Below are 23559 nucleotides of genomic sequence, written 5' to 3'. Positions count from 1 at the left end.
ATGAACGACGCGCTGGCCCATTTCATCGTCCTCTACCTGCAGCTGGACAAGCACCAGCTGCACCGCCTGCCGGAGATCTATGCCGAGCAGGTGGTGTTCATCGATCCGGCCCACCGCATCGAGGGGCTGGCCGCGCTCACCCGCTATTTTTCTTCCCTCTACGGGCGGCTCAAGGAGTGCCGCTTCGAGATCACCAGCCAGCAGCAGCAGGGCAATGAAGCCTGGCTCAGCTGGGTCATGATCTTCGCCCACCCCAGGATCGCCGGTGGTCGGCCCGTGCGGGTCGAGGGCGCCACCCGGCTGCAGTTCGATGCCTGGGGCAAGATCTGCCTGCACCGGGACTACTTCGATCTCGGCGCCATGCTCTACGAGCAGTTGCCGCTGCTCGGGCCCGTGGTGCGCGCCATCAAGGGGAGGCTGGGAACATGAGCGGACGCGTGCTGATCACCGGGGCCACCTCCGGCATAGGTCGCCAGCTGGCGCTCGATTATCGGCGCGCTGGCTGGCAGGTGTGGGGCTGTGGCCGCGACGGCGAGCGACTGCAGGAGCTGGGACTTCACGGCATCACTCCCCTGCAGTTCGATGCACGGGACAGCGTCGCCATGGCAGAGGTCGCCGCCGGCCTGCCCACGCTGGATCTGCTGATCCTGGGCGCCGGCAACTGCGAGTACATGGATGTCGCCGAGGGATTTGACAGCGCGCTGTTTGCCCGGGTGATCGAGACCAACCTGATCGCCACCGGCCACGCCCTGGCCGCCTTCCTGCCGCGGCTGGCGGCCGGGTCGCGGCTCGCCATCGTCAGCTCCTCGGTGAGCTGGCTGCCCCTGCCAAGGGCCGAGGCCTATGGCGCCTCCAAGGCGGCCCTCGATTATCTGGCCCATACCCTGCGCCTCGATCTCGCAAGCAAGGGGATAGGGGTCACCCTGATCCGCCCGGGCTTCGTGCAAACGCCGCTCACCGCGAAGAATGATTTTCCCATGCCCTGTCTGGTGACGGTGGAGGAGGCATCCCGCGCCATCATGGGCGGGCTGGCTGCCGGTCGCCACCAGATCCACTTCCCCCGTCGCTTCATCTGGCTGCTGCGCCTGCTGGGGGCTCTGCCGACGGGGCTCTGGCTGCGGCTGGGGCGCTCTCTCATCTCGAAAGGATCCCCTTCATGAAGAAAAAGATCGCCATCATAGGTTCCGGGATCTCGGGTCTCAGCGCCGGTTTTCTGCTCCACAAGCGGCACGACATCACCTTGTTCGAGGCGGCCCCCCTGCTCGGCGGACATACCGCCACCGTGGATGTCAGCCTGGCCGGTCGTAGCTATGCCATCGACACCGGCTTTATCGTCTTCAACGATCGCACCTACCCGAATTTCCTGAAACTGCTGGAGCGGATCGGGGTGGCGCGCCAGCCCACCGAGATGAGCTTCTCGGTCAAGAGCCCCCAGGGGCTGGAGTACAACGGCCACAATCTGGATACCCTGTTTGCCCAGCGCAGCAACCTGCTGAGCCCGCGCTTCTACCGCTTCGTCGCCGAGATACTGCGCTTCAACCGGGAGGCCCGCGCCTGGCTGGCGGAGCTTGGGCGCCACGGCGGTGGCAGCGAACCTACCCTGGGGGATTTCCTGCAACTGGGGGAGTTCAGCGACTACTTCGCCCGCCACTACATACTGCCCATGGGGGCGGCCATCTGGTCTTCCACCCTGGCGGACATGCGCGCCTTTCCGCTGGGCTTCTTCCTGCGTTTCTTTGCCAACCACGGCCTGCTGGATGTGGCCAACCGTCCTCAGTGGTATGTCATTCCGGGCGGCTCGCGGGAATACATAGGCCCGCTCACCGCAGGCTGGCTGCCGCGGATCCGGCTGGCCTGCGCGGTGCAAGGGATAAGGCGCGCGGCCGAGGGGGTGCTGGTCCGAAGCGGCTACGGGGAGGAGCACTTTGACGAGGTGATCCTCGCCTGTCACAGCGATCAGGCCCTGGCCCTGCTGACGGATGCGAGCGAAGGGGAGCAGGCCATTCTCGGTGCCATGGCCTATCAGGCCAACGACGTCTGGCTTCACACCGATGCGAGCTGCCTGCCGCTCCGGCCAAAGGCCTGGGCCAGCTGGAACTATCAGCTCGGGGATGACGACGAGGCGCGCCCCCTGGTGAGCTACAACATGAACATCCTGCAGGGGATAAGCTCGCCGCACCCCTTCTGCGTCAGCCTCAATCCCCAGGGCCGGGTGGACGAGAGCAAGGTGCTACGCCGCTTCGTCTATCATCATCCGGTCTTCAATCAGGCCTCCATCGCCGCCCAGCAGCGGCGGGCCGAGATCTGCGGCCGGCAGCACACCCACTTCTGCGGCGCTTACTGGTACAACGGCTTTCACGAGGACGGGGTGCGCAGCGCCCTGGACGTAGCCAGTCGCTTCGGAGCCAGCCTGTGAAGGCCGCCAGCGACACCATCAGCGCCATCTGGCAGGGCTCGGTGCGCCACCGGCGCTTCGCGCCGCGCAGCCACGCCTTCTCTTACGGCCTCTTCATGCTGGGGCTGGATCTGGACGAGCTGCCGGGGCTCAGCCAGGGACGCTGGTTCGGCGTGGAGCGGGCGGGGCTGCTCTCCTTTCGCCGCCGCGACTATCTGGGTGGCGGCGAGGTCAGCCTCAAGCAGGCGGTGTGGGACAAGGTGAGCGAACTGGGTGGCGACGCCGAGCCGGACGGCCGGGTGCTGCTGCTTGGCAACGTGCGCTGCCTGGGTTTCTACTTCAGCCCGGTCAACTTCTACTTCTGCTACCGGGAGGGGGAGGCGCGCTATCTGCTGGCGGAGGTATCGAACACCCCCTGGAACGAGCGCCACTACTATCTGCTGGATCTGGCGGCCCTGGCGCCCCACGACAAGGACTTTCACGTCTCCCCCTTCATGGGGCTGGCCATGCGCTATCACTGGCGCATCCGCCCGCCCGAAGAGGAGACGCTGATCCATATCGAGAGTCATCCCAGATCCGGCGAGGCCAAGCTGTTCGACGCCACCCTGGCGCTGCGCCGCGAGCCGCTGTCGCGCCGTGGGCTCGCGGCCCTGCTCGTCCGCTGGCCCTGGATGACCCTCAAGGTGCTGCTCGGGATCTACTGGCAGGCCCTGCGTCTTTTTATCAAACGAACTCCCATTTTTAGCCATCCGGAGAGCCGCTAATGGAACTTGCTCAATCAACCCTCTCTCCCTCTTTCATCGACAAGGGGGCCAGGCAACTGCTGCTCACTCTGCTGGGACGCCTCGAACAGGGGCAACTGCTGCTGCGGGAGGGCAATGAGCGCCACAGCTTCGGGGTGGCGGGCACTGACCTGCACGCCGAGGTGGTGGTGCAGGATCCCGCCTTCTATCGCCGCCTGCTGCTGGGGGGCAGCATAGCCGCCGGTGAAACCTGGGTGGAGGGGCTCTGGACCAGCCCGGATCCGGTGGCCCTGGTGCGGCTGCTGGCGCGCAACCTGCCGCTGCTCGACACCCTGGAGCGGCGACTCGGCTGGCTCAGCTTCCCCTTCAACAAGGTGCGTCATTGGCGCAGCCGCAACACCCTGACCGGGTCGAGATCCAACATCGCCGCCCACTATGACCTCGGCAACGCCCTCTATCAGGGCTTCCTCGACAGCCACATGCAGTATTCAAGCGCCATCTACCCGAGCGCCGAGGCCACCCTGGAGCAGGGGCAGCAGGCCAAGCTGCGCACCATCTGCGAGCGGCTCGAGCTGGGACCGGAGGATCACCTGCTGGAGATAGGCACCGGCTGGGGCGGCCTGGCTGTCTATGCCGCCCGCCATTACGGCTGCCGGGTGACCACTACGACTATCTCCCAGGCCCAGCATGACTACGCAAAAGAGTGGATTGCCCGGGAGGGGCTGGGGGATCGCATCACCCTGCTGCTGGAGGATTACCGCAAGCTGGAGGGGCGCTTCGACAAGCTGGTCTCCATCGAGATGATAGAGGCGGTGGGGCACGCCTTCCTGCCGGACTACTTCCGCCAGCTGTCGCGCCTGCTCAAGCCCGGCGGTCGCCTGCTGATCCAGGCCATCACCATAGCCGATCAGCGCCACGCCCAGTATCTGCGCGGGGTCGACTTCATCCAGCGCTACATCTTCCCCGGCGGCTGCCTGCCGAGCGTCTCCCAGATGGCGGGGCTGCTCGCCCGGGAGACCGACATGCAGCTGGTGCGGCTGCACGATCACGGCCACCACTATGCCCGCACCCTGGCCCACTGGTGCGAGCGCTTCCTGGCGCTGGCCCCCGAGCTGCCGAGGCTCGGCTACAGCCAGGACTTTATCCGGCTGTGGCACTTCTATTTTGCCTATTGCGAGGGGGGCTTCTGGGAGCGGGCCATCAGCCTGGTGCAGCTGGAGGCGGCCAAGCCGGGCCCCCTCGGCTGGTCCGGTGATCTGCCAGTGAGCGGTCACTGACCATGTGGCAGTGGGCCCACCTGCTGGGGTTCAACCTCTACTGGTTGCTGGCGGTGAAATGGCAGCAACCTGGCCCGCTGCTGCTGATGTTGTTGCTTCATTTCCTCTTCTCCCCCCGCCGTCGGTATGACTGGCGGCTCATTCCCGTTGCCCTGGCAGGTTGTCTGCTCGACATCCTGCTCTGGTGGCTCGGCCTGTTCCAGTTTCCGGCCGGTTTCCCGCTCTGGCTGTTGCTGCTCTGGTGCGGTTTTGCCCTGACTCTCTCCCACGGTCTGCGCTGGCTTAGGCCCTTGCCGCGCTGGCAGCAGGAGCTGTTTGGCATGGTGGGGGGGGCGAGCTCCTATGTGGCGGGAGCTGCCATGGGGGCCGTACACTTACCCTGGGGCATCTGGATCAGCACGGCGCTGCTGGCGGTGATCTGGATGGGGTGGTTACCCGTACTGCTGTGGGTAACGGTGACGCTGGAGGGTGAGCCGAGATGAACACCTTTTCGACCGACGCCTTGTTATTTTCCAAATGGACCAAGGAGAGCCAGTACGAGCTGGCCGACCGCTTCTACCTGGTGGTGGCCTGCCAGCGGGATGCGCGAGGTCAACTGGCGAGCGTGGTGATGCAGGATATCAATACCCTGCAGGAACAGGAGATGGACTGGCATGAACTGGAAGATCCCGCCCATTGGCACATGGGGTGGAGCTAGCACCTTGCTGGCGGTGCTGACGCTGCTGTTTGCCACTGTGGTGCAGGCCTCTGCCGCCCCCTGGCAACAACTGCGCCCGGTCGGGCAGGGGGAGATGAGCTGGCTCTGGTTCAAGCTCTATGACGCCACCCTCTACAGCGCGAGCGGACGCTACGAGCCGGGTCGCTATCCGCAGGCCCTGACCCTCACCTATGCCAGAGCCATAGAGCGGGAAGATCTGCTGAGCGCCACCGCCGCCGAGTGGCAGCGGCTTGGCCTTGGCAGCGAGACGGATCGCGAGCGCTGGCTCGGCCGGCTCGCCGCCCTCTGGCCCGATGTCGGGGCAGGGGACAGACTCACCTTCTATGTGGACAGTGCGGGAGCCGGTCACTTCTGGTGGCAGGACAAGCCCCTGGGCTCCCTTGCCGATCCCCAGTTTTCCGCCGCCTTTCTGGCCATCTGGCTCGCCGACAACAGTCGCGATCCCGCCCTTACCCGCCGCCTGCGCGGCCAACCCTGATACTGGAGTTCCTCATGACCTTCCATCGCACATGGCGCCTTCTGCTGCTGTGGTCACTGCTGTTGCTGACTGGTTGTGGCGCCAGCCTCGATGACTATAGAGGACAGGGCCCGAACTGGGATCTAGCCCGTTTCTTCAATGGCAAGCTGGTGGCCCATGGCCTGGTGACCGACCGTAGCGGCGAAGTGACCAGTCGCTTTCGGGTCGAGATGCAGGGGCGCTGGCGAGAGGGCAAGGGGGAGCTGTTCGAGCAGTTCTATTTCGATGATGGTCGCCAGCAGACCCGCACCTGGTTTTTGAGCAAGGGGGCGAATGGACACTGGCGCGGCACCGCCTCGGACGTGGTGGGGGAGGCGGTGGGCAAGACGGCAGGCTTTGCCCTGAACTGGCGCTATCAACTCGATCTGGCCCTGCCGGAGGGGGATGTGGTGCGGGTGAGCTTCGATGACTGGATGTATCTGCTGGATGAAGATCGCCTGATCAACCGGGCCGAGATCAGCAAGTTCGGCATTCATCTGGGGGAGGTGATCCTCTATATCGAGCGGCTTGAGCGATGAGAGCGGGTGTTTTTCCTGCTGACGATAGCCAGTCGCTATCAATGGGCAAGGTACAAGCAATTGTCCTTTGAGTCTGTGCGGGGATATGCTGACTCCGTTCCCGATAATGTTTACCACCTGGAGGTGAATGATGAAGAGCCCCATTGGTCTTGATACCGTTCAATCACAAGCCCTGGCCGCCGAGCTGAACAAGTTGCTGGCCAGCTACCAGATCCTCTACATGAACGTCCGTGGTTTCCACTGGAACATCCGCGGCAACCAGTTCTTCGAGCTGCACCTGAAATTCGAAGAGATCTACAACGATCTGCTGCTGAAGGTCGATGCCCTGGCCGAGCGCATCCTCACCCTGGATGGGGTGCCCCTGCACAGCTTCAGCGACTACATCAAGGTCTCCGCCATCCCCGAGCAGAAGGGGCTGCACGACGGCCGTGCCTGTGTCGAATCCCTGCTGGAGAGTTTCCGCGAGCTGCTGGTGGCCCAGCGCCGCATCCTGGGGCAGGCCGCCGAGGCCGGTGACGAGGGCACCGCCTCCATCCTCTCCGACTATGTGCAGCAGCAGGAGAAACTGGTCTGGATGCTGCGCGCCTATCTGGCCTGATGAAGTCAGGGCCGGATGCCATGAGTGGCACCGGCCCGATCGTTCCGCATCCCCTGTTGCTGCAATCCCGAATTGTCTTTGATGTTATCCACCCGCTTGCCGCCCTCTCTGGGCGGCTTTTTTGTTTTTGATCTGCATCAATGAAAACTTAATTGGTAAATTGAATGCCTATTAAGTTTTTCTAGAGGGGAATAGAATCGCCACAAAACAAACAACTGAAATGTCCAATTAGGAGAGGCATGATGTTTTGTGTGCAATGTGAACAGACAATTCGTACCCCCGCAGGCAATGGCTGCGCTTACGCACAAGGCATGTGCGGCAAGACGGCGGAAACCTCGGATCTGCAGGATGTGCTGATCTATGCGTTGCAGGGTCTCAGCGCCTGGGCCCTGGCAGCCCGCGAGCACGGCATGATCGATGACGAGATCGACGCCTTCGTGCCCAAGGCCTTCTTCGCCACCCTCACCAACGTCAACTTCGACTCGGCGCGCATCGTCGGCTATGTGAATCAGGCGATGGCCTATCGTCAGCAGCTGGCCGCCAAGCTGGCACCGCTGGCGGTTCAGGTAAGCGATCTGCCCGCCGCCGCCCGCTTCGAACCGGGCAGCGAGCTGCTGGAACAGCTGGCCCATGCGCCCCAGACCGCGGTCAATCGCGGCAAGAGCGAGGTCAACGAAGACATCATGGGGCTGCGTCTGCTCTGTCTCTACGGCCTCAAGGGCGCTGCCGCCTATATGGAGCATGCCCGGGTGCTGGATCAGCAGGATGCCGGGGTAGCCGCAGAATTCCACCGCATCATGAGCTGGCTCGGCACGGATCCCAGCGATCTGGATCCCCTGTTCAAGTGCGCCATGGAGATAGGCCTGCTCAACTTCCGCATCATGGAGATGCTGGATCTCGGTGAAACCACGGCGTTTGGCCACCCAGAGCCGACCCAGGTGCGCGTCACTCCGATGCCGGGCAAGTGCATCCTGGTCTCCGGTCACGACATGGTGGATCTCAAGCTCATCCTGGAGCAGACCAAGGGGACCGGCATCAACGTCTACACTCATGGCGAGATGCTGCCGGCCCTGGCCTACCCCTTCTTCAAGCAGTATCCGCACCTGGTGGGCAACTACGGCTCCGCCTGGCAGAACCAGCAGAAGGAGTTCGCGAACTTCCCTGGCGCCGTGGTGATGACCTCCAACTGCATCATCGACCCCAATGTGGGTAACTACTCGGATCGCATCTTCACCCGCTCCATCGTCGGCTGGCCGGGCGTGACCCACCTGGAAGGGGAAGATTTCTCTGCCGTTATCGCCAAGGCCCAGGCGCTGGAAGGCTTCAAGCACGTTGAGCTGGAGCACTTTATCACCATAGGCTTCGCCCGCAACTCCCTGATGCAGGCCGCCCCCGCGGTGATCGAGAAGGTCAAGGCCGGCGAGATCAGCCACTTCTTCCTGGTGGGGGGCTGTGACGGCGACCGTGCCGAGCGCGCCTACTACACCGAGTTCGCCAAGGGAATACCGCAGGACAGCCTGCTGCTCACCCTGGGCTGCGGCAAGTACAAGTTCAACAAGCTCGACTTTGGCGACATCGGCGGCATTCCGCGCCTGCTGGACGTGGGCCAGTGCAACGACGCCTACTCCGCCATCCAGCTCGCCCTGGCGCTCTCCGAGGCATTCGAGTGCGGCGTCAACGATCTGCCCCTGACCCTGGTGCTCTCCTGGTTCGAGCAAAAAGCCATCGTCATCCTGCTCACCCTGCTGGCGCTCGGGGTGAAGGACATCCGCACCGGCCCGACCGCACCGGCCTTCCTCACCCCGGCCCTGCTCAAGGTGCTGGAGGAGCAGTTTGGCCTGAAAGGGACCACCACGGCCGAGGCCGACTTGGCCGAGATCCTGGCGGCCTGATCAAGGTGCTGGAGACATAGTCCGGCCTCAAGGGCACCACGACCGCAGAGGCGGATATTGCCGAGATCCTGGCGGCCTGATGCATTCAGCATGTTGTAAGCCTTTGGCGAGCCTGATGGCTCGCCTTTTTTTCAAGACGATCGCTTCAAGACAAGAGGAGCCTTGCGATGACCTCCACCTCTCTCACCCTGCGCTGCATCGGCCGTCGTGCGGAGACCCACGACGTGACCAGCTGGCAGTTTGTCGCCGCCGATGGCGCCTTGCCCCCCGTGCTCGCCGGTCAGTGCGTGACCCTGCACACCGAGATAGGCGGCGAGCCCCAGTGCCGTGCCTACACCCTCTCCTCCAGCCCGCAGGATCCTAGCTGGCAGGTCACCATCAAGGACGTGGGCCTGGTCTCTCATCACCTGCACCAAACCTTGCAGCTGGGGGACCAGATCCTGGCCGACGGCCCCTTCGGTGACTTCAACCTGACGGTGCTTCCCTGCGAACGGCCGTTGCTGCTGAGTGCCGGCTCCGGCATCACCCCCATGTGGGCCATGCTGCGCGGCGAGCTGGCCAAGCGGCCGGACGCGGATATCCGCTTTATTCACAGCGCCAGAACCCCTGAGGATGTGATCTTCGCAGATGAGTTGGCCGCGCTGGCCGAGGCCCATGCCGGGCTGCGCCAGGCACTGATACTGGAACAGGCGCCGACGGCTTATCCCTGGGTGGGCCGACTCAGCCCGGAGATGCTGAGGGAACTGGCGCCGGATCTCCTGAGCCGCCACGTCTATCTGTGCGGACCCACCCCCTACATGGCGGCAGTCTGCGCCATGCTGGCAGAGCTGGGGTTGCCGGCGGCGCAGCTGCATCAGGAGTCCTTCGGCCTGCCTTCTGCGGCATCGAGTGCGGCGCCAGTTGCCGCCGACAGCGACCACTTCTGGCTGACCCTGAAAAAGAGCGGCAAGAGGGTGAAGATACTGCCGGGCCAGACCCTGCTGGCGGCGCTGGAGGGGGCGGGAGAGACCATGATGGCCGCCTGCCGCGCCGGGGTATGCGGGGCCTGTCGCTGTACCACCACGGGGGAGATAGAGCGCCAGAGCGTGATGACATTGAACGCGCAGGATCTGGAGAGCGGGGTGGCGCTCGCCTGCTCCTGCACCGCCAGGGGGGATGTCGGCCTCGACTACTGAGGGCGTCATAAGTATCCCGAGCTTTTCCCGCGCGGGCAGGGCGGGTAGACTCAGCTCCAGTTTCAGCAAAGCACGGGATAAAAAATGACAATTCTGGTCACGGGCGGCGCCGGCTATATCGGCTCCCATACACTGGTCGAGCTGCTGGGCGCCGGCCAGCAGGTGGTAGTACTGGACAACCTCTCCAACTCCTCCCCCGAGTCCCTAAGGCGGGTCGAGCGTATCACCGGCCAGCCGGTCACCTTCGTCGAGGGGGACATCCTGGACAGGGCCTGCCTGCAACGGCTGTTCGCCGCCCACAACATCGAGTCGGTGATCCACTTCGCCGGCCTCAAGGCGGTGGGGGAGTCCAGCCAGATCCCGCTCACCTACTACCAGAACAACGTGACCGGCACCCTGGTGCTGTGCGAGGAGATGGCCAGGGCCGGCGTGTTCCGCCTGGTGTTCAGCTCCTCGGCCACCGTCTACGGCGATCCCGCTTCGGTGCCCCTGAGGGAAGACTTCCCCACCAGCGCCACCAACCCCTATGGCCGCTCCAAGCTGATGGTGGAAGAGATATTGCGGGATCTCTCCAAATCCGATCCCCGCTGGGCCATAGTGCTGCTGCGCTACTTCAACCCGGTGGGTGCCCACGAGAGCGGCCTCATCGGTGAAGATCCCAACGGCATTCCCAACAACCTGCTGCCTTACATCAGTCAGGTCGGCGTCGGCAAGCTCAAGGAGCTGGGGGTATTCGGCAACGACTACCCGACGCCGGACGGCACCGGCGTGCGCGACTACATCCACGTGGTGGATCTCGCCATCGGCCACCTCAAGGCGCTGGCCCGCATCGAGGGCGACACCGGGGTCTTCACCTACAACCTGGGCACAGGTCAGGGTTACTCGGTGCTGGAGATGGTCAAGGCGTTCGAAACCGCCAGCGGCCGCCCCATTCCCTACCAGATCAAGCCCCGTCGCCCCGGCGACATCGCCGAGTGCTGGGCCGAGCCGACCCTGGCCCGGGACGAGCTGGGCTGGCAGGCCGAGCGGGGTCTGGCGCAGATGATGGTCGACACCTGGCGCTGGCAAAGCAACAACCCGAACGGCTATCAGGCGTGATAACACCCCGGATAGCAAAACGCCCCGGCATGCCGGGGCGTTTCTTTACGAGCGAAGAGCGGGTTACTGAATGCTCTTGCCGGCGCGTACGTCCTTGATGATGGCCTTGAGGCTGGCCAGATCGCGGGGGGCACCGCGCAGGATCTGATCGCCGATGATGAAGGCCGGGGTGCCGGAGATGCTCATGGCCTCGGCCAGGGCACGGTTGGTACCCAGGTTCTGATCTATGCTGCCGTCCTTGATCTTCGCCTCGACCTTGCTCCAGTCCACCCCGGCGGCCTTGGCGACGTCTTTCACCTGAGCCTCGTCGGAGAGTGGGCCCTGGTGGGCGTACAGCTTGTCGTGGAAGGCCTGGTACTTGTCGGGCTGACCCAGCTTGACTGCCAGCGCCGCGCGGGCGGCGTAGTAGGAGGTCTCGCTCAGTATGGGGAACTGCTTGTAGATGTAGCGGATGTCCTTGTCTTCACCGAGCAGTTGCTGGATGAGGGGATGGGCCCGCTTGCAGTAGCCGCAGTTGTAGTCGAAGAACTCGACCACGGTCAGGCTCCCCTTGGGGTTGCCGCTCTCGGGATCCTGGTTGGCGAAGAGCTGCTTGGCATGGGCTTCTATCAGCGTCTTGTCGCTCTCGGCCTGCTGGCTCTCCTGCTTGGCACGCAGGGCATTGGACATCTCGACCAGGATCTCCGGATTCTTGACCAGATAGTCGCGCACGATCTGCTCGACGTCGCTCTTGGTCAGCTCGCTCGCCTGCACCGGCGCCGCAAGCAGGGTCGCGCCGGTCAGGGCGGCGAACAGGGCATGTTTGATTCTCATAAGTCCATCTTGCTGGGAATATGGTGGAGGCCACTATAGTGGGTGAGTCTGTTTTCAAGTCAAGCCATCCGGTTGAAAAAGCAGGCTTTGGGGCGACTCTGCGGGTTTTGTTGGCCATTTAGCCCAATAAATCGGCAAACGAGCAGAGCGGGGATTTACAAGGGGGATCGTCATGGGTAATATGCCTCGCACTGCTGCGGAGGGGTGGCAGAGCGGCTGAATGCACCGGTCTTGAAAACCGGCGATGGGCGACCATCCGTGGGTTCAAATCCCACCTCCTCCGCCATCTATACAACCCATCTCATTGAATGAGATGGGTTTTTTGTATCTGCAGTATTAGGTATGCCTGTGGGTATCAACTGGCGTGCCCTCTATCTCGACCCCCTTCAGGTTCCCCTTTCCGTCTCTCCAAATAAGAGAACCTTTCTCTATCCAGTGCAAATCACACTGTTTGTTGTGTTTCTTTACTGCTGCAGGAAGGCGTTTGTTGCGTGCCCATGCTTGATGGCAACGGCGACAATTTGACTGCTCCTGGCCGTAAGCGCCATCTATCATCGACCGCAACTTGTCTGCTAGTATCGACCCCGTCGCCTTTTGTCGCAGGCCGTCATTCATAATAGAAATATCATTAAAATACAGGTGGATAGGGAGATCTACATGGCCTCAAAAACAGGCGTTAAACAGTCATTGCAACTTGTCGAGCGCCTTGCTGATGGCTCACTGCGGCAAATACCTCTCAGCGATGTTGTCGTCGTTCCGGCTCAACCTGGCGCCAAGTACGCGTTAATCGATATTTCGACAGGCAAGTCCCCTGAGGGGGTGGTCGTCAAGCGCAAGGGCGGCTCGCTGATTGTCGAGTCAGAGGACGATGGCGTTCTGGTTGAGCTCACCGAGTTTTATGATGAGCCAGAGACTGCGTTTATCCCCCAGGCTGAACTGGATGGTTCGACGCTGGTTGGCGCCTCGGTGACGAGTGACAGCCCGGTGATCGAGACCACTGCCAATGGTGATCACATCGTCTGGCGGGGGAGCTCTGACAGCGATTTCTTCACTCCCATTACTGTCGGGCTGGGGGCGCTTGGTCTTGGTGGAATTGCCCTGGCTGCAGGCAGTGGCGGGGGAGGTGATGGTGATGGTGGCTCAGAGGCCAGCGTCGTCAACAAGGTTGCCGGGACCATAGTCGGCGGCCCGGTTATCGCGGGTAATGATCTGCGTGTCGAGGTTTACCAGGCTGACGGCATCACCCTGTTGGGGACGGCTCAGGTCAATCCAGATGGCACTTTCTCCATTGCGGTTGGCGACTACCTTGGGGTGGTCATCGCCCGGGTCGTTAACAATGGCCCAAGTGCCGATTATCTGGATGAAGCGACTCAGGCTGGCAAAGACCTTAATGCTGACCTGTTCGCGATGGAGGTGGTGTCGGAGCCTAATTCCACAGTCACCGTCAATCTTAATGTCCTCAGTACCCTGGCTTATCACAAGGTGCAAGATGCGACAGCCGGTGGTGTGCCCGCGGCATCTACGGTGGACAGCATCAACGATGCCGTTGCCGATCTATTCGGCCTGCCGAGTTTGCATGGCACTACTGTAGTGCCAACCAACGGCGGCAGTTTTGACAGCAACAACGGCTTGAGTGCAGGCGAAATATACGGAGCCCTACTGGCGGCGCTCTCAGGAGCGGATACCCAGAACGGTGGCAATAGCCAGCAAACCATCGCTGATCTTCTGGCTGGGTTGCAGGTCAGCAACGGCAAGGCGACCTTGACCGAAAGTGCACAGGGCATTGTCGTGCAAGGCGGTGAGTATACGTCAGCGCAAACGGGGCAGAACTTGACTGATGCCGTTGCCGTGGTGGTTGATACCTACGCACCCAAATTCAGCTCAGGCGCGACAGCCGATGCCATTTTGGAAAATAGTGGTGCTTTGCAGAGCGTTTATACCGCAGCGGTGAGTGACGCAGGGATTGTCACCTACAGCCTCAAAGCGGCGGGTGACCATGGCGCCTTCATCATTGATGCGGCCACGGGGGCGGTCATCCTGACTGGCAACCCGGATCATGAAATCAAGCCTAGCTACAGCTTCACCGTGGTGGCCACGGATGCCGCCGGCAACGTCAGCGAGCAGACAGTCACCCTGAACATCACCGACCTGGACGAGGTGGCGCCGACTATCACCTCAGGGGCGACCGCCAGCGCCATCAATGAAAACAGCAGTGCCGGGCAGGTGATCTACACCGTCACCAGCACAGACGGCGGCGATGTGTCTAGCGGCAGCACCAGTTACAGCCTGAAGGCGGGGGCGGACGCGGCGTTGTTTAGCATCGACGCCAGCACGGGGGCAGTCGCCCTGATTGGCAACCCGGATCACGAGAACAAGCCCAGCTACAGCTTTACCGTGGTGGCCACGGATGCAGCCGGCAACGTCAGCGAGCAGACTGTCACGCTCAATATCAATGACCAGGACGAGATAGCGCCAACCATCACCTCCGGGACGACCGCCAGCGACATCAATGAAAACAGCGGCGCCGGGCAGCTGGTCTATACCGTCACCAGCACCGACGGCGGCGATGTGTCGAGCGGCAGCACCAGCTACAGCCTGAAGGCGGGAGCGGATGCGGCGTTGTTCAGCATCGACGCAGCCACCGGGGCTGTGACTCTCACGGGCAACCCGGACCATGAAACCAAACCCAGCTACAGCTTCACCGTGGTGGCCACCGATGCCGCCGGCAATGCCAGCGAGCAGACGGTCACGCTCAATATCAATGACCTGGATGACCTGGCCCCGACCATCACCTCCGGTGCCACCGCCAGCGCCATCAATGAAAACAGCGGCGCCGGGCAGTTGGTCTATACCGTCACCAGCACCGACAGTGGCGATGTGTCGACCGGCAGCACCAGCTACAGCCTGAAGGCGGGGGCGGATGCGGCGCTGTTCAGCATTGATGCCAGCACCGGGGCTGTGACTCTCACGGGCAACCCGGATCACGAGACCAAGCCCAGCTACAGCTTTACCGTGGTGGCCACGGATGCCGCCGGCAATGCCAGCGAGCAAGTTGTTACCCTGAACGTCAATGACCTGGATGACCTGGCCCCGACCATTACCTCAGGCGGCACCGCCAGCGCTATCAATGAAAACAGCGGCGCCGGTCAGCTGGTCTACGCCGTCACCAGCACAGACAGCGGCGATGTGTCGAGCGGCAGCACCAGCTATAGCCTGAAGGCGGGGGCGGATGCGGCGTTGTTCAGCATCGACGCAGCCACCGGGGCGGTCACCCTGATGGGCAACCCGGATCATGAAACCAAACCCAGCTACAGCTTCACCGTGGTGGCCACGGATGCCGCCGGCAACGCCAGCGAGCAGTTGGTCACGCTGAACGTCAATGACCTGGACGAAGTGGCTCCGACCATCACCTCCGGGGCCAGCGCCAGCACCATCAATGAAAACAGCGGCGCCGGGCAGCTGGTCTATACCGTCACCAGCACCGACGGCGGTGATGTGTCGAGCAGCAGCACCAGCTACAGCCTGAAGGCGGGAGCGGACGCGGCGTTGTTCAGCATCGATGGGGCCACCGGGGCGGTGACTCTCACGGGCAACCCGGACCATGAAACCAAACCCAGCTACAGCTTCACCGTGGTGGCCACGGATGCGGCTGGCAATGCCAGTGAGCAGGTGGTCACGCTGAACATCACCGACCTGGACGAAGTGGCGCCGACCATCACCTCGGGGACGACCGCCAGCGCCATCAATGAAAACAGCGGCGCCGGTCAGCTGGTCTACACAGTCACCAGCACAGACAGCGGCGATGTGTCGACCGGCAACACCAGCTACAGCCTGAAGGCGGGAGCGGATGCGGGGCTGTTCAGCATCGATGCCAGTACGGGGGCTGTGACTCTCACGGGCAACCCGGATCACGAGACCAAGCCCAGCTACAACTTTACCGTGGTGGCCACGGATGCGGCCGGCAATGCCAGCGAGCAGGTGGTCACGCTCAATATCAATGACCTGGACGAAGTGGCGCCGACCATCACCTCGGGGGCGACCGCCAGCGCCATCAATGAAAACAGCGGCGCCGGTCAGCTGGTCTACACCGTCACCAGCACAGACAGCGGCGATGTGTCGACCGGCAGCACCAGCTACAGCCTGAAGGCGGGAGCGGATGCGGGGCTGTTCAGCATCAACGCGGCTACCGGAGCAGTGACCCTGACGGGCAACCCGGATCATGAAACCAAGGCAAGTTACAGCTTTACCGTGGTGGCCACGGATGCCGCCGGCAACGCCAGCGAGCAGCTGGTCACGCTGAACGTCAATGACCTGGACGAAGTGGCCCCGACCATCACCTCCGGGGCCAGCGCCAGCACCATCAATGAAAACAGCGGCGCCGGGCAGCTGGTCTATACCGTCACCAGCACCGACGGCGGCGATGTGTCGAGCGGCAGCACCAGCTACAGCCTGAAGGCGGGAGCGGATGCGGCGTTGTTCAGCATCGACGCAGCCACCGGGGCTGTGACTCTCACGGGCAACCCGGACCATGAAACCAAACCCAGCTACAGCTTCACCGTGGTGGCCACGGATGCGGCCGGCAATGCCAGCGAGCAGACGGTCACGCTCAATATCAATGATCTGGATGACCTGGCCCCGACCATCACCTCTGGGACGACTGCCTGCGCCATCAATGAAAACAGCGGCGTCGGACAGCAAGTCTACACAGTCACCAGCACCGACGGCGGCGATGTGTCGAGCGGCAGCACCAGCTACAGCCTGAAGGCAGGGGCGGACGCGGCGCTGTTCAGCATCGACGCCAGCACCGGGGCAGTGACTCTCACGGGCAACCCGGATCATGAAAACAAGCCCAGCTACAGCTTCACCGTGGTGGCCACGGATGCGGCCGGCAATGCCAGTGAGCAGGTGGTAACGCTGAACGTCAATGGCCTGGACGAAGTGGCGCCGACCATCACCTCGGGGACGACCGCCAGCGCCATCAATGAAAACAGCGGTGCCGGTCAGCTGGTCTACACCGTCACCAGCACCGACAGCGGCGATGTGTCGACCGGGAACACCAGCTACAGCCTGAAGGCGGGAGCGGATGCGGGGCTGTTCAGCATCAACGCGGCTACCGGAGCAGTGACCCTGACGGGCAACCCGGATCATGAAACCAAGGCAAGTTACAGCTTTACCGTGGTGGCCACGGATGCCGCCGGCAACGCCAGCGAGCAGCTGGTCACGCTGAACGTCAATGACCTGGACGAAGTGGCCCCGACCATCACCTCCGGGGCCAGCGCCAGCACCATCAATGAAAACAGCGGCGCCGGGCAGCTGGTCTACACCGTTACCAGTACAGACAGCGGTGATGTGTCGAGCGGCAGTACCAGCTACAGCCTGAAGGCGGGAGCGGATGCGGCGCTGTTTAGCATCGACGCCAGCACCGGGGCTGTGACTCTCACGGGCAACCCGGACCATGAAACCAAGGCGAGCTACAGCTTTACCGTGGTGGCCACGGATGCCGCCGGCAACGCCAGCGAGCAAGTTGTCACCCTGAACGTCAATGACCTGGATGACCTGGCCCCGACCATTACCTCAGGCGGCACCGCCAGCGCTATCAATGAAAACAGCGGCGCCGGTCAGCTGGTCTATACCGTCACCAGCACAGACAGCGGCGATGTGTCGAGCGGCAGCACCAGCTACAGCCTGAAGGCGGGGGCGGACGCGGCGCTGTTCAGCATTGATGCGGCCACCGGGGCGGTGACCCTGACGGGCAACCCGGATCACGAGACCAAGCCCAGCTACAGCTTTACCGTGGTGGCCACGGATGCGGCTGGCAATGCCAGTGAGCAGGTGGTCACGCTGAACATCACCGACCTGGACGAAGTGGCGCCGACCATCACCTCGGGGACGACTGCCAGCGCCATCAATGAAAACAGCGGCGCCGGGCAGCTGGTCTACACCGTCACCAGCACCGACAGCGGCGATGTGTCGAGCGGCAACACCAGCTACAGCCTGAAGGCAGGAGCGGATGCAGGGCTGTTCAGCATCAACGCCAGTACGGGGGCTGTGACTCTCACGGGCAACCCGGATCATGAAACCAAGGCGAGCTACAGCTTCACCGTGGTGGCCACGGATGCGGCCGGCAATGCCAGCGAGCAGGTGGTCACCCTGGGGATCAACGATCTGGTCGATGAAGTCGCACCTGCTGTCGACAGCATCGCCATCAGTGGGGCAAGCGGTGCACAGAACAGCCGCCTGAATGCGGGTGACGTGGTCAGCATCACTGTGACCATGGATGAGGCGACCCTGGTCGACACCACGGGGGGAACCCCGCGTGTGGCGCTGAATGTCGGGGGCAGCACAGTCTACGCCGATTACGTCTCGGGCAGTGGCACTGCCTCATTGATCTTCCAATACACCATTCTGGCTGGCCAGAGCGATGCCAACGGTATCAGTCTGGGTGCCAATGCGCTGCAGGCGAACGGCGGAACGCTGCGCGACGCGGCGGGCAATGCGGCCACCCTGACTCATGGCGCTGTAACCGATAACGCCAGCTACCTGGTGGATACCACGGCCCCAGGTATCAGCGCTGTGGCGATCACCAGTGCCAGCGGTGTACAGAACAACATCCTGAATGCCGGTGACGTTGTCAGCGTCACCGTGACCATGAACGAGGCGACCCTGGTCAATATCACCGGCGGTACGCCGCGTCTGGCGCTGAATATCGGTGGCAGCACGGTTTACGCAAATTACGCCTCGGGCTCAGGCACAGCGTCGCTGGTATTCCAATACACGATTTTGCCCGGTCAGACCGATGCCAACGGCATCAGCATCGCCGCCGGCGCACTTGCTGCCAACGGGGGCACCCTGCGCGACGCCGCGGGTAACGACGTGAACCTGAGCCACGCCCTGGTGGCCGACAACGCCAGCTTCCTGGTCGATACCACGGCCCCTGTCGTGAACGGGGTTAGCAGCCCTACGGCGGCGGGTACCTACGGTGTGGGGAGTGTGATCAGCATCCAGGTCAGTTTCAGCGATGCGGTCACAGTCACCGGCACACCGCAACTGACACTGGAAACCGGCACTACGGATCGGACCATCAATTACGTCAGTGGTTCAGGCTCTAACACCCTGACCTTCAACTACACGGTTCAGGCGGGGGACACCAGCGCCGATCTGGATTACCTGAGCTCGGTGGCACTGGGCCTCAATGGTGGCACCATCCGCGATGCGGCCGGCAACAACGCCACCCTGACCCTGCCAACCCCGGGCGCAGCGGGTTCGCTCGGGGCAAATGAAGCCATCGTGATCGATACTTCGGCGCCCGCGATCGACACCAGCATAGTGGTGTTCGATCTGGTCGAGGGTGTGAACTCCAGCCACAGCGGGCGCACCTTCGATGCTAGCACCGCCTACACCATCTACATCCGGGTCAGCAGCACGTCCGGTGCACTCAGCACGGACGGCAACGGTCCTGGCGCTAGCGACAGCTGGGGCGTATGGCAGGGAGCGAACAATCTTGGCAGCGATGACCGCATCGTGCTTGTCGGGTCGGGCACCCCGGTGAAGGGAGCCTTTGGCGGCAACGTCACCCGTATACTGCACGACGCGGGCGCCGAGTATTTTGCGACGAACAGCAATTCAGCGGTCGTGATCTATGGAAGTGGTCTGCTTTCTCGATACGCCCCATCGAGCCTGAATGGGGGGGCACAACTCTGGATTGGTAGCATGTGGGGTGCCAACCCGAACCTTGGTTCAGCGCTTGGCAACATCTACAGAGCCAACATGCCGGCTGGAGTGCTGACCTCTCAAGGTCTGGCTTGACCCGGTTCTATTTCTCCATCCCTATCGCCCCTCGTTGAGGGGCGATAACGCCCCAGGATCCCGCTGTTCCCATGAGTTCACTCTCCCTATTGCGCACGCTGGCCCTGCAGCAACAATTTATGCTGTTGCAGGAGGCCTGCGGTGCCCCACAAACCCCAGCCGAACAAGTATTGCTGGCGCTGGCGTGCGCCCAACTTGGCGAGCTGGATTCAGCCCGTCACGCGCTGGCTGGGCTGGATCTTGCGACCCTTGATGTCGATGGGCGTGTCGACCTGGCTGCCGTCCAACTGCTGCAGGGGGAGCTCGACGTGGCGCAGGCGCTGCTCGAGGCTGCCCTGCTTGAAGCACCGGAGCACGCACTGCTGCTGGCGCGGCTGGCGACCTGTCAGCTGCGGCGCCAGCAGACGGCGGCGGCGCGGCAACTGTATGAACGAAGCCTTTTCCTGGCGCCCAATATCCTGATCTATCAACAACTGCTGCGTCTCTATTTGCAGGACGGTGCCATCGCATTGGGCGGGCAACTGCTGACCCGGGCCGAGGCCTTCTGGGAGGGGGAGCAGGAGCACTGGCCCGAGCCACAGGCGGCTTGGAATGGCCAGCAACTGCGTGGTCTGCGTCTGGAGCTGTGGCTGGCGGCTGAGCAATATGCCGCCGCCGATGCCTGGCTGGACGAGCAGCAAACCACGCTGGACGAGGAAGATTATTGCGGCCTGCTGACCGGTTATGCCCAGCGACTGGCCGAGGTCGGTCGTCATGCCCAGGCCGAGGATGCCCTGTGCCGGGGGGGAAGGCATTATCCCGAGCATCCTGGCTTGCATCAGCACCGGGCCGAGCTGGCTGAGCTGCAAGGGCGCACATCCCAGGCCATCGCCTTGCTGCACCGTGCCATCCATCTGGCGCGCCAGCAGCAAAAGCCCGCGTTGACGTTGCGCCTGAAGCTGGTGGCTGTCGCCACCCAGGGGCATACGGCACTGGCCAGAGAGATGGTCACCCAGGCTCTCGAAGAGGCACAGGCGCTACCGCCGTCAGGCTGTATCGATGGGATGGAGCACGCTCATTGGGTGTTTGAAGCGCAGGTGGCGCTGGCGGGAGTCGATGTACAGGAGCAGCGGTATGCCGAGGCCGAAGTGCGCTACTGCCAGGTATTGCAAGATCATCCGCAGCTGGTGCCAGCCTTGCAGGGGCTGGGTCAGTTGTACCTGCAATTGGGGCGTCTTGAGGAGGCGGTGGCGCTGTTTGAACGGGTCAAGGTGCTCGACCCGGTGCGCGGTCATAGTGCGCTTATCAACGCGCGGCGCTTCCCGGAGGATGACGCCACCTTGCACCACCTGGAGATGCTGGCCCGCCGCCCCGGTCCTGAGGGGGCGGTGAAACCCGGTCTGCTGCTGCAATTGGCCGCCGCTTGGGAAAAGCGCAAGGACCATGCCAGGGCCTTCGCACTGGCCGACGAGGCGAATGGGGCCAGCCGCGCCTTGCTCGGCTATGACCCGGCGGCGCACCGGCAAGCTTGCGCGCGCATTCGTCATGCTTTCGGTCGGTCGCTCTATGAGCATCGCCGTGGTATTGGCAATGATTCGACGCTGCCGGTGTTCGTGCTCGGCATGCCGCGCTCCGGCACCACGCTGGTCGAGCAGATGCTGGCCGGCCACAGCCAGATCCACGGTGCCGGCGAGCTGGGGCTGGTCCCCGGCGTGATTGCCGGGCTGGAGCGGTGGGAGCGCCGCGTCGGTTCGGGTCGGCATTATCCCGACTGTGTGGACGATCTCGATGCCAAGGTGATCGCGGGCATCACGGGCAATCTTCTCAAGGAGCTGCAGGAGTACGCCCCCGGGGCGCTGCATGTGGTGGACAAGCTGCCCCACAACTTCGAGAACATCGGCCTCATCAAGCTGCTGTTCCCCCGTGCGCGTATCATCTCGGTGCGGCGCGATCCCCGTGATATCGCCATCTCCAACTACTTCACTGACTATGCGGCCAAGCACGGTGGCATGGGCTTTGCGTACGATCTGACCTGGATTGGCGAGCAGCTCGCCGACCATAACCTGTTGATGCACCACTGGAACCAGCTCTTCCCCGGCGAGATCCTGGAGGTGCGCTACGAGGATGTGCTGGATGATCCTGAGCGCGAGGCGCGGCGCATGCTGAATTACGTCGGGGTGGCCTGGGAGCCTCAGATCCTCAATTTCAGCGAGCTGCAGCGGCCGGTGAAAACCGCCAGCGTCTGGCAGGTTCGCCAGCCGCTGTACAAGAGCTCCATGGCCAGGTGGGCGCGTTACGAGACCCATCTTGCCCCACTTTTGCGCGGCACCAATGCTCGCATCCAGTGGCAACCGATCACCGACATGGTGGCACTGCCTGTGCCCGGCTTGCTGGAAACGAGCGTGGCGCTCTACCGCGAAGAGAAGCTGGATGACGCCGAATACCACTGCAAGCAGTTGCTGCACCATCTGCCAGAGCATGCCGCCGCCACCTTTATGCTGGGGCTTGTCTATGTGCGCAAGGGCCACCTGGACGAGGGCATTGCCCTGATGTGCAAGGCCCATGAGCTGTGCCCCTGGAACAGCCAATGGCGCAATGATCTGGCGCGGGCGTATGTGCTGTCCGGCGAGCCGGAAAAGGCGGCACTGCTGACGGGCAAGGCAGCGCATCTTGCTCCCTCTGCCTTGCCCCACAACGAACAGGAAATCGACGGAGAGTTTTCATGGTAACAACCTTGCCGCGCCTGAGGCGGCATGGCCTGCTGGTCCTGAGTCTGGTCGCACTGATCCAGCCCGTGAGTGCGCAGCAGGCCGATGGCTTGCAGGCTGCGTTGCAGGCAGCCCTCGGTCTGCACCCTGCCGTGAGTGGCAAACAGGCGCAGATCGAGGCGCGGGAATACTCCGCCGATGCCGCGCGCAGCCAGCGCTATCCCAGCCTGACTGCCCAGGTACAGCAGTATTCAGAATCCACTCGGGATGCCACCACAGGGGAGGATCTCTCCACGCCGGTGACACTGCGCGCACGCCAACCGCTGTGGGCATTCGGGCGCATCGATAACAGCATTGCGTTTGCCGATGCCGACACCGATGTCGAGCGTGTCGACTTGCTGCGGGTAAGGCGCCAGTTGCTGGAGCAGACCGCTGTTGCCTACTCCAATGTCCTTGGCAGCCGCCAGCGCCTGCAGGTGGTCGAGGCCAGTCTGGCAGCTCACCAGTCGCTGTTCGAGCAGATCAGCCGGCGCGAGCAGGGACAGCTTGCCTCGGCGGCAGATGTTCGCCTGGCGGCCACTCGCCTCGCGCAAGCCAGGGCGCGGGTCGAGCGCTACGAAGGGGAGCTGGCCATTGCCAGGAGCGATCTGCTGGCCCTGACCCAGACGCCTGTGCCGGCCCGGCAGCCGGTGGCATCCGATATATTGCAGATCAGCGAGGGCGAGGCATTGCACCAGGCCGCCCTGAATGGCAGCGCCGAAGTGCGTTACAAGAAGCAGGAGATAGAGCGGGCCAGGGCGAGCGTGGATCAGGTCAGGACGGCCTCCATGCCCACGCTCTACCTGCAAGCGGAGCAGGACTATGACCAACCGTCCTACCGGGATGAGACCCGGGTCAGCCTGGTGCTGGAAGGCACGCTGGAGGGGATGGGCTTTGCTACCCGTGGCCGGACAGACGCGGCGGTGGCGCAGCAGAGTGCGGCCGAGGAGGACCTGGCCTACGCCGTCAGCGAGCTTGAGCGCAGCGTGCGTCGCCTGCAACGCAGCCGTGAGTTGCAGACCGGGCTTATCCGGGTGCAGAGCGAGTCACTGGCCGAGCTGGGGGCGGTGCTGGGGTCTTATCAGCGCCAATATGTGGCAGGGACCAAGAGCTGGCTCGATGTGCTGAATATCCAGCGCGAATTCAGTGAACAACAATTGCAGCTGGTTCAGGCAAAGAGCGACTGGGAGATCTACTCCCTGCAATTGGCTGCGCTGACGGGGGGGCTTGATCCCCTGGTGACCTTGAACGGTGAGGAGTTCCAACCCCATGGATAGGCAAAC

General features: G+C 63.1%; 17 protein-coding genes and 1 tRNA gene. 17 read left to right on the top strand and 1 reads right to left on the bottom strand.

Annotation, left to right across the window (positions count from 1 at the left end):
* The 13 genes from HB860_RS14590 (at position 1) to galE (ending at position 10931) form a co-directional block, all read left to right on the top strand.
* A complete protein-coding gene (locus tag HB860_RS14590) occupies positions 1-429 on the top strand; it encodes a nuclear transport factor 2 family protein (RefSeq protein ID WP_247627109.1) in 429 nt (142 codons plus the stop codon).
* Positions 426-1160: an SDR family NAD(P)-dependent oxidoreductase gene (locus HB860_RS14585; RefSeq protein WP_247627108.1), complete on the top strand. Its 735-nt coding sequence runs from the start codon at positions 426-428 to the stop codon at positions 1158-1160. Before HB860_RS14590 ends, HB860_RS14585 begins: the two co-directional genes overlap by 4 nt.
* Entirely contained in the window at positions 1157-2416 is a 1260-nt protein-coding gene (locus tag HB860_RS14580) for an NAD(P)/FAD-dependent oxidoreductase (RefSeq protein WP_247627107.1), read from the top strand. The genes HB860_RS14585 and HB860_RS14580 overlap by 4 nt, the downstream gene beginning before the upstream one ends.
* The gene (locus tag HB860_RS14575; RefSeq protein WP_247627106.1) at positions 2413-3159 is read left to right on the top strand and encodes a DUF1365 domain-containing protein; all 747 of its coding nucleotides are present in this window, start codon (positions 2413-2415) and stop codon (positions 3157-3159) included. The genes HB860_RS14580 and HB860_RS14575 overlap by 4 nt, the downstream gene beginning before the upstream one ends.
* Positions 3159-4415 carry an SAM-dependent methyltransferase gene (locus HB860_RS14570; RefSeq protein ID WP_247627105.1) on the top strand — a complete coding sequence of 419 codons (1257 nt, stop codon included), beginning with the start codon at positions 3159-3161 and terminating at the stop codon, positions 4413-4415. Before HB860_RS14575 ends, HB860_RS14570 begins: the two co-directional genes overlap by 1 nt.
* A gap of 2 nt (positions 4416-4417) precedes the next feature.
* Positions 4418-4897, top strand: a complete 480-nt coding sequence (locus HB860_RS14565; RefSeq protein ID WP_247627104.1) for a DUF2878 domain-containing protein — start codon at positions 4418-4420, stop codon at positions 4895-4897.
* Entirely contained in the window at positions 4894-5112 is a 219-nt protein-coding gene (locus HB860_RS14560) for a TIGR02450 family Trp-rich protein (protein ID WP_247627103.1), read from the top strand. Before HB860_RS14565 ends, HB860_RS14560 begins: the two co-directional genes overlap by 4 nt.
* Complete coding sequence (locus tag HB860_RS14555) at positions 5069-5611, top strand: chalcone isomerase family protein (RefSeq protein ID WP_247627102.1); 543 nt, start codon at positions 5069-5071, stop codon at positions 5609-5611. The genes HB860_RS14560 and HB860_RS14555 overlap by 44 nt, the downstream gene beginning before the upstream one ends.
* Before the next feature lie 14 nt (positions 5612-5625).
* Positions 5626-6168: a DUF3833 domain-containing protein gene (locus HB860_RS14550; RefSeq protein WP_247627101.1), complete on the top strand. Its 543-nt coding sequence runs from the start codon at positions 5626-5628 to the stop codon at positions 6166-6168.
* A 130-nt stretch (positions 6169-6298) separates the two neighbouring features.
* Entirely contained in the window at positions 6299-6766 is a 468-nt protein-coding gene (locus HB860_RS14545) for a Dps family protein (protein ID WP_139434208.1), read from the top strand.
* A gap of 242 nt (positions 6767-7008) precedes the next feature.
* On the top strand, positions 7009-8658 hold the full coding sequence (hcp, locus tag HB860_RS14540) for a hydroxylamine reductase (RefSeq protein ID WP_247627100.1): 1650 nt from the start codon (positions 7009-7011) through the stop codon (positions 8656-8658).
* A gap of 167 nt (positions 8659-8825) precedes the next feature.
* Positions 8826-9833 carry a hybrid-cluster NAD(P)-dependent oxidoreductase gene (locus HB860_RS14535; RefSeq protein ID WP_247627099.1) on the top strand — a complete coding sequence of 336 codons (1008 nt, stop codon included), beginning with the start codon at positions 8826-8828 and terminating at the stop codon, positions 9831-9833.
* Positions 9834-9917: 84 nt separating this feature from the next.
* Positions 9918-10931 (top strand): UDP-glucose 4-epimerase GalE, encoded by a 1014-nt coding sequence (gene galE / locus HB860_RS14530; protein ID WP_247627098.1) that lies wholly within the window; start codon positions 9918-9920, stop codon positions 10929-10931.
* Positions 10932-10994: 63 nt separating this feature from the next.
* On the opposite strand, the gene HB860_RS14525 is transcribed toward galE, so the two are convergent.
* Entirely contained in the window at positions 10995-11744 is a 750-nt protein-coding gene (locus HB860_RS14525; RefSeq protein WP_139434212.1) for a DsbA family protein, read from the bottom strand.
* A 198-nt stretch (positions 11745-11942) separates the two neighbouring features.
* On the opposite strand from HB860_RS14525, the gene HB860_RS14520 reads away from it, so the two are divergent.
* From HB860_RS14520 to HB860_RS14505, 4 genes are all read left to right on the top strand, one after another.
* Positions 11943-12030: transfer RNA gene (locus tag HB860_RS14520), tRNA-Ser, on the top strand.
* A 533-nt stretch (positions 12031-12563) separates the two neighbouring features.
* The gene (locus tag HB860_RS14515) at positions 12564-19550 is read left to right on the top strand and encodes a cadherin domain-containing protein (RefSeq protein ID WP_247627097.1); all 6987 of its coding nucleotides are present in this window, start codon (positions 12564-12566) and stop codon (positions 19548-19550) included.
* 71 nt (positions 19551-19621) lie between these two features.
* Positions 19622-22258, top strand: a complete 2637-nt coding sequence (locus tag HB860_RS14510; RefSeq protein WP_247627096.1) for a tetratricopeptide repeat-containing sulfotransferase family protein — start codon at positions 19622-19624, stop codon at positions 22256-22258.
* Positions 22252-23553 carry a TolC family protein gene (locus HB860_RS14505; protein WP_247627095.1) on the top strand — a complete coding sequence of 434 codons (1302 nt, stop codon included), beginning with the start codon at positions 22252-22254 and terminating at the stop codon, positions 23551-23553. The genes HB860_RS14510 and HB860_RS14505 overlap by 7 nt, the downstream gene beginning before the upstream one ends.
* Positions 23554-23559: the final 6 nt, after the last annotated feature.

Origin of the sequence: Aeromonas genomosp. paramedia (assembly GCF_023093515.1) — a bacterium.
In the GTDB taxonomy this organism is placed as follows: domain Bacteria; phylum Pseudomonadota; class Gammaproteobacteria; order Enterobacterales; family Aeromonadaceae; genus Aeromonas.
Note: the sequence above shows the minus strand (reverse complement) of the source record. Positions and strands in the feature narration are given on the sequence as shown.

Bases quoted from the DNA above. Each gene is read 5' to 3' on its own strand.
- HB860_RS14590 (WP_247627109.1), top strand. From the start codon at position 1: ATGAACGACGCGCTGGCCCATTTCATCGTCCTCTACCTGCAGCTGGAC.
- HB860_RS14545 (WP_139434208.1), top strand. From the start codon at position 6,299: ATGAAGAGCCCCATTGGTCTTGATACCGTTCAATCACAAGCCCTGGCC.
- HB860_RS14505 (WP_247627095.1), top strand. From the start codon at position 22,252: ATGGTAACAACCTTGCCGCGCCTGAGGCGGCATGGCCTGCTGGTCCTG.
- HB860_RS14570 (WP_247627105.1), top strand. From the start codon at position 3,159: ATGGAACTTGCTCAATCAACCCTCTCTCCCTCTTTCATCGACAAGGGG.
- galE (WP_247627098.1), top strand. From the start codon at position 9,918: ATGACAATTCTGGTCACGGGCGGCGCCGGCTATATCGGCTCCCATACA.
- HB860_RS14580 (WP_247627107.1), top strand. From the start codon at position 1,157: ATGAAGAAAAAGATCGCCATCATAGGTTCCGGGATCTCGGGTCTCAGC.
- HB860_RS14565 (WP_247627104.1), top strand. From the start codon at position 4,418: ATGTGGCAGTGGGCCCACCTGCTGGGGTTCAACCTCTACTGGTTGCTG.
- HB860_RS14555 (WP_247627102.1), top strand. From the start codon at position 5,069: ATGAACTGGAAGATCCCGCCCATTGGCACATGGGGTGGAGCTAGCACC.
- HB860_RS14535 (WP_247627099.1), top strand. From the start codon at position 8,826: ATGACCTCCACCTCTCTCACCCTGCGCTGCATCGGCCGTCGTGCGGAG.
- hcp (WP_247627100.1), top strand. From the start codon at position 7,009: ATGTTTTGTGTGCAATGTGAACAGACAATTCGTACCCCCGCAGGCAAT.
- HB860_RS14560 (WP_247627103.1), top strand. From the start codon at position 4,894: ATGAACACCTTTTCGACCGACGCCTTGTTATTTTCCAAATGGACCAAG.
- HB860_RS14585 (WP_247627108.1), top strand. From the start codon at position 426: ATGAGCGGACGCGTGCTGATCACCGGGGCCACCTCCGGCATAGGTCGC.
- HB860_RS14550 (WP_247627101.1), top strand. From the start codon at position 5,626: ATGACCTTCCATCGCACATGGCGCCTTCTGCTGCTGTGGTCACTGCTG.
- HB860_RS14525 (WP_139434212.1), bottom strand. From the start codon at position 11,744: ATGAGAATCAAACATGCCCTGTTCGCCGCCCTGACCGGCGCGACCCTG.
- HB860_RS14510 (WP_247627096.1), top strand. From the start codon at position 19,622: ATGAGTTCACTCTCCCTATTGCGCACGCTGGCCCTGCAGCAACAATTT.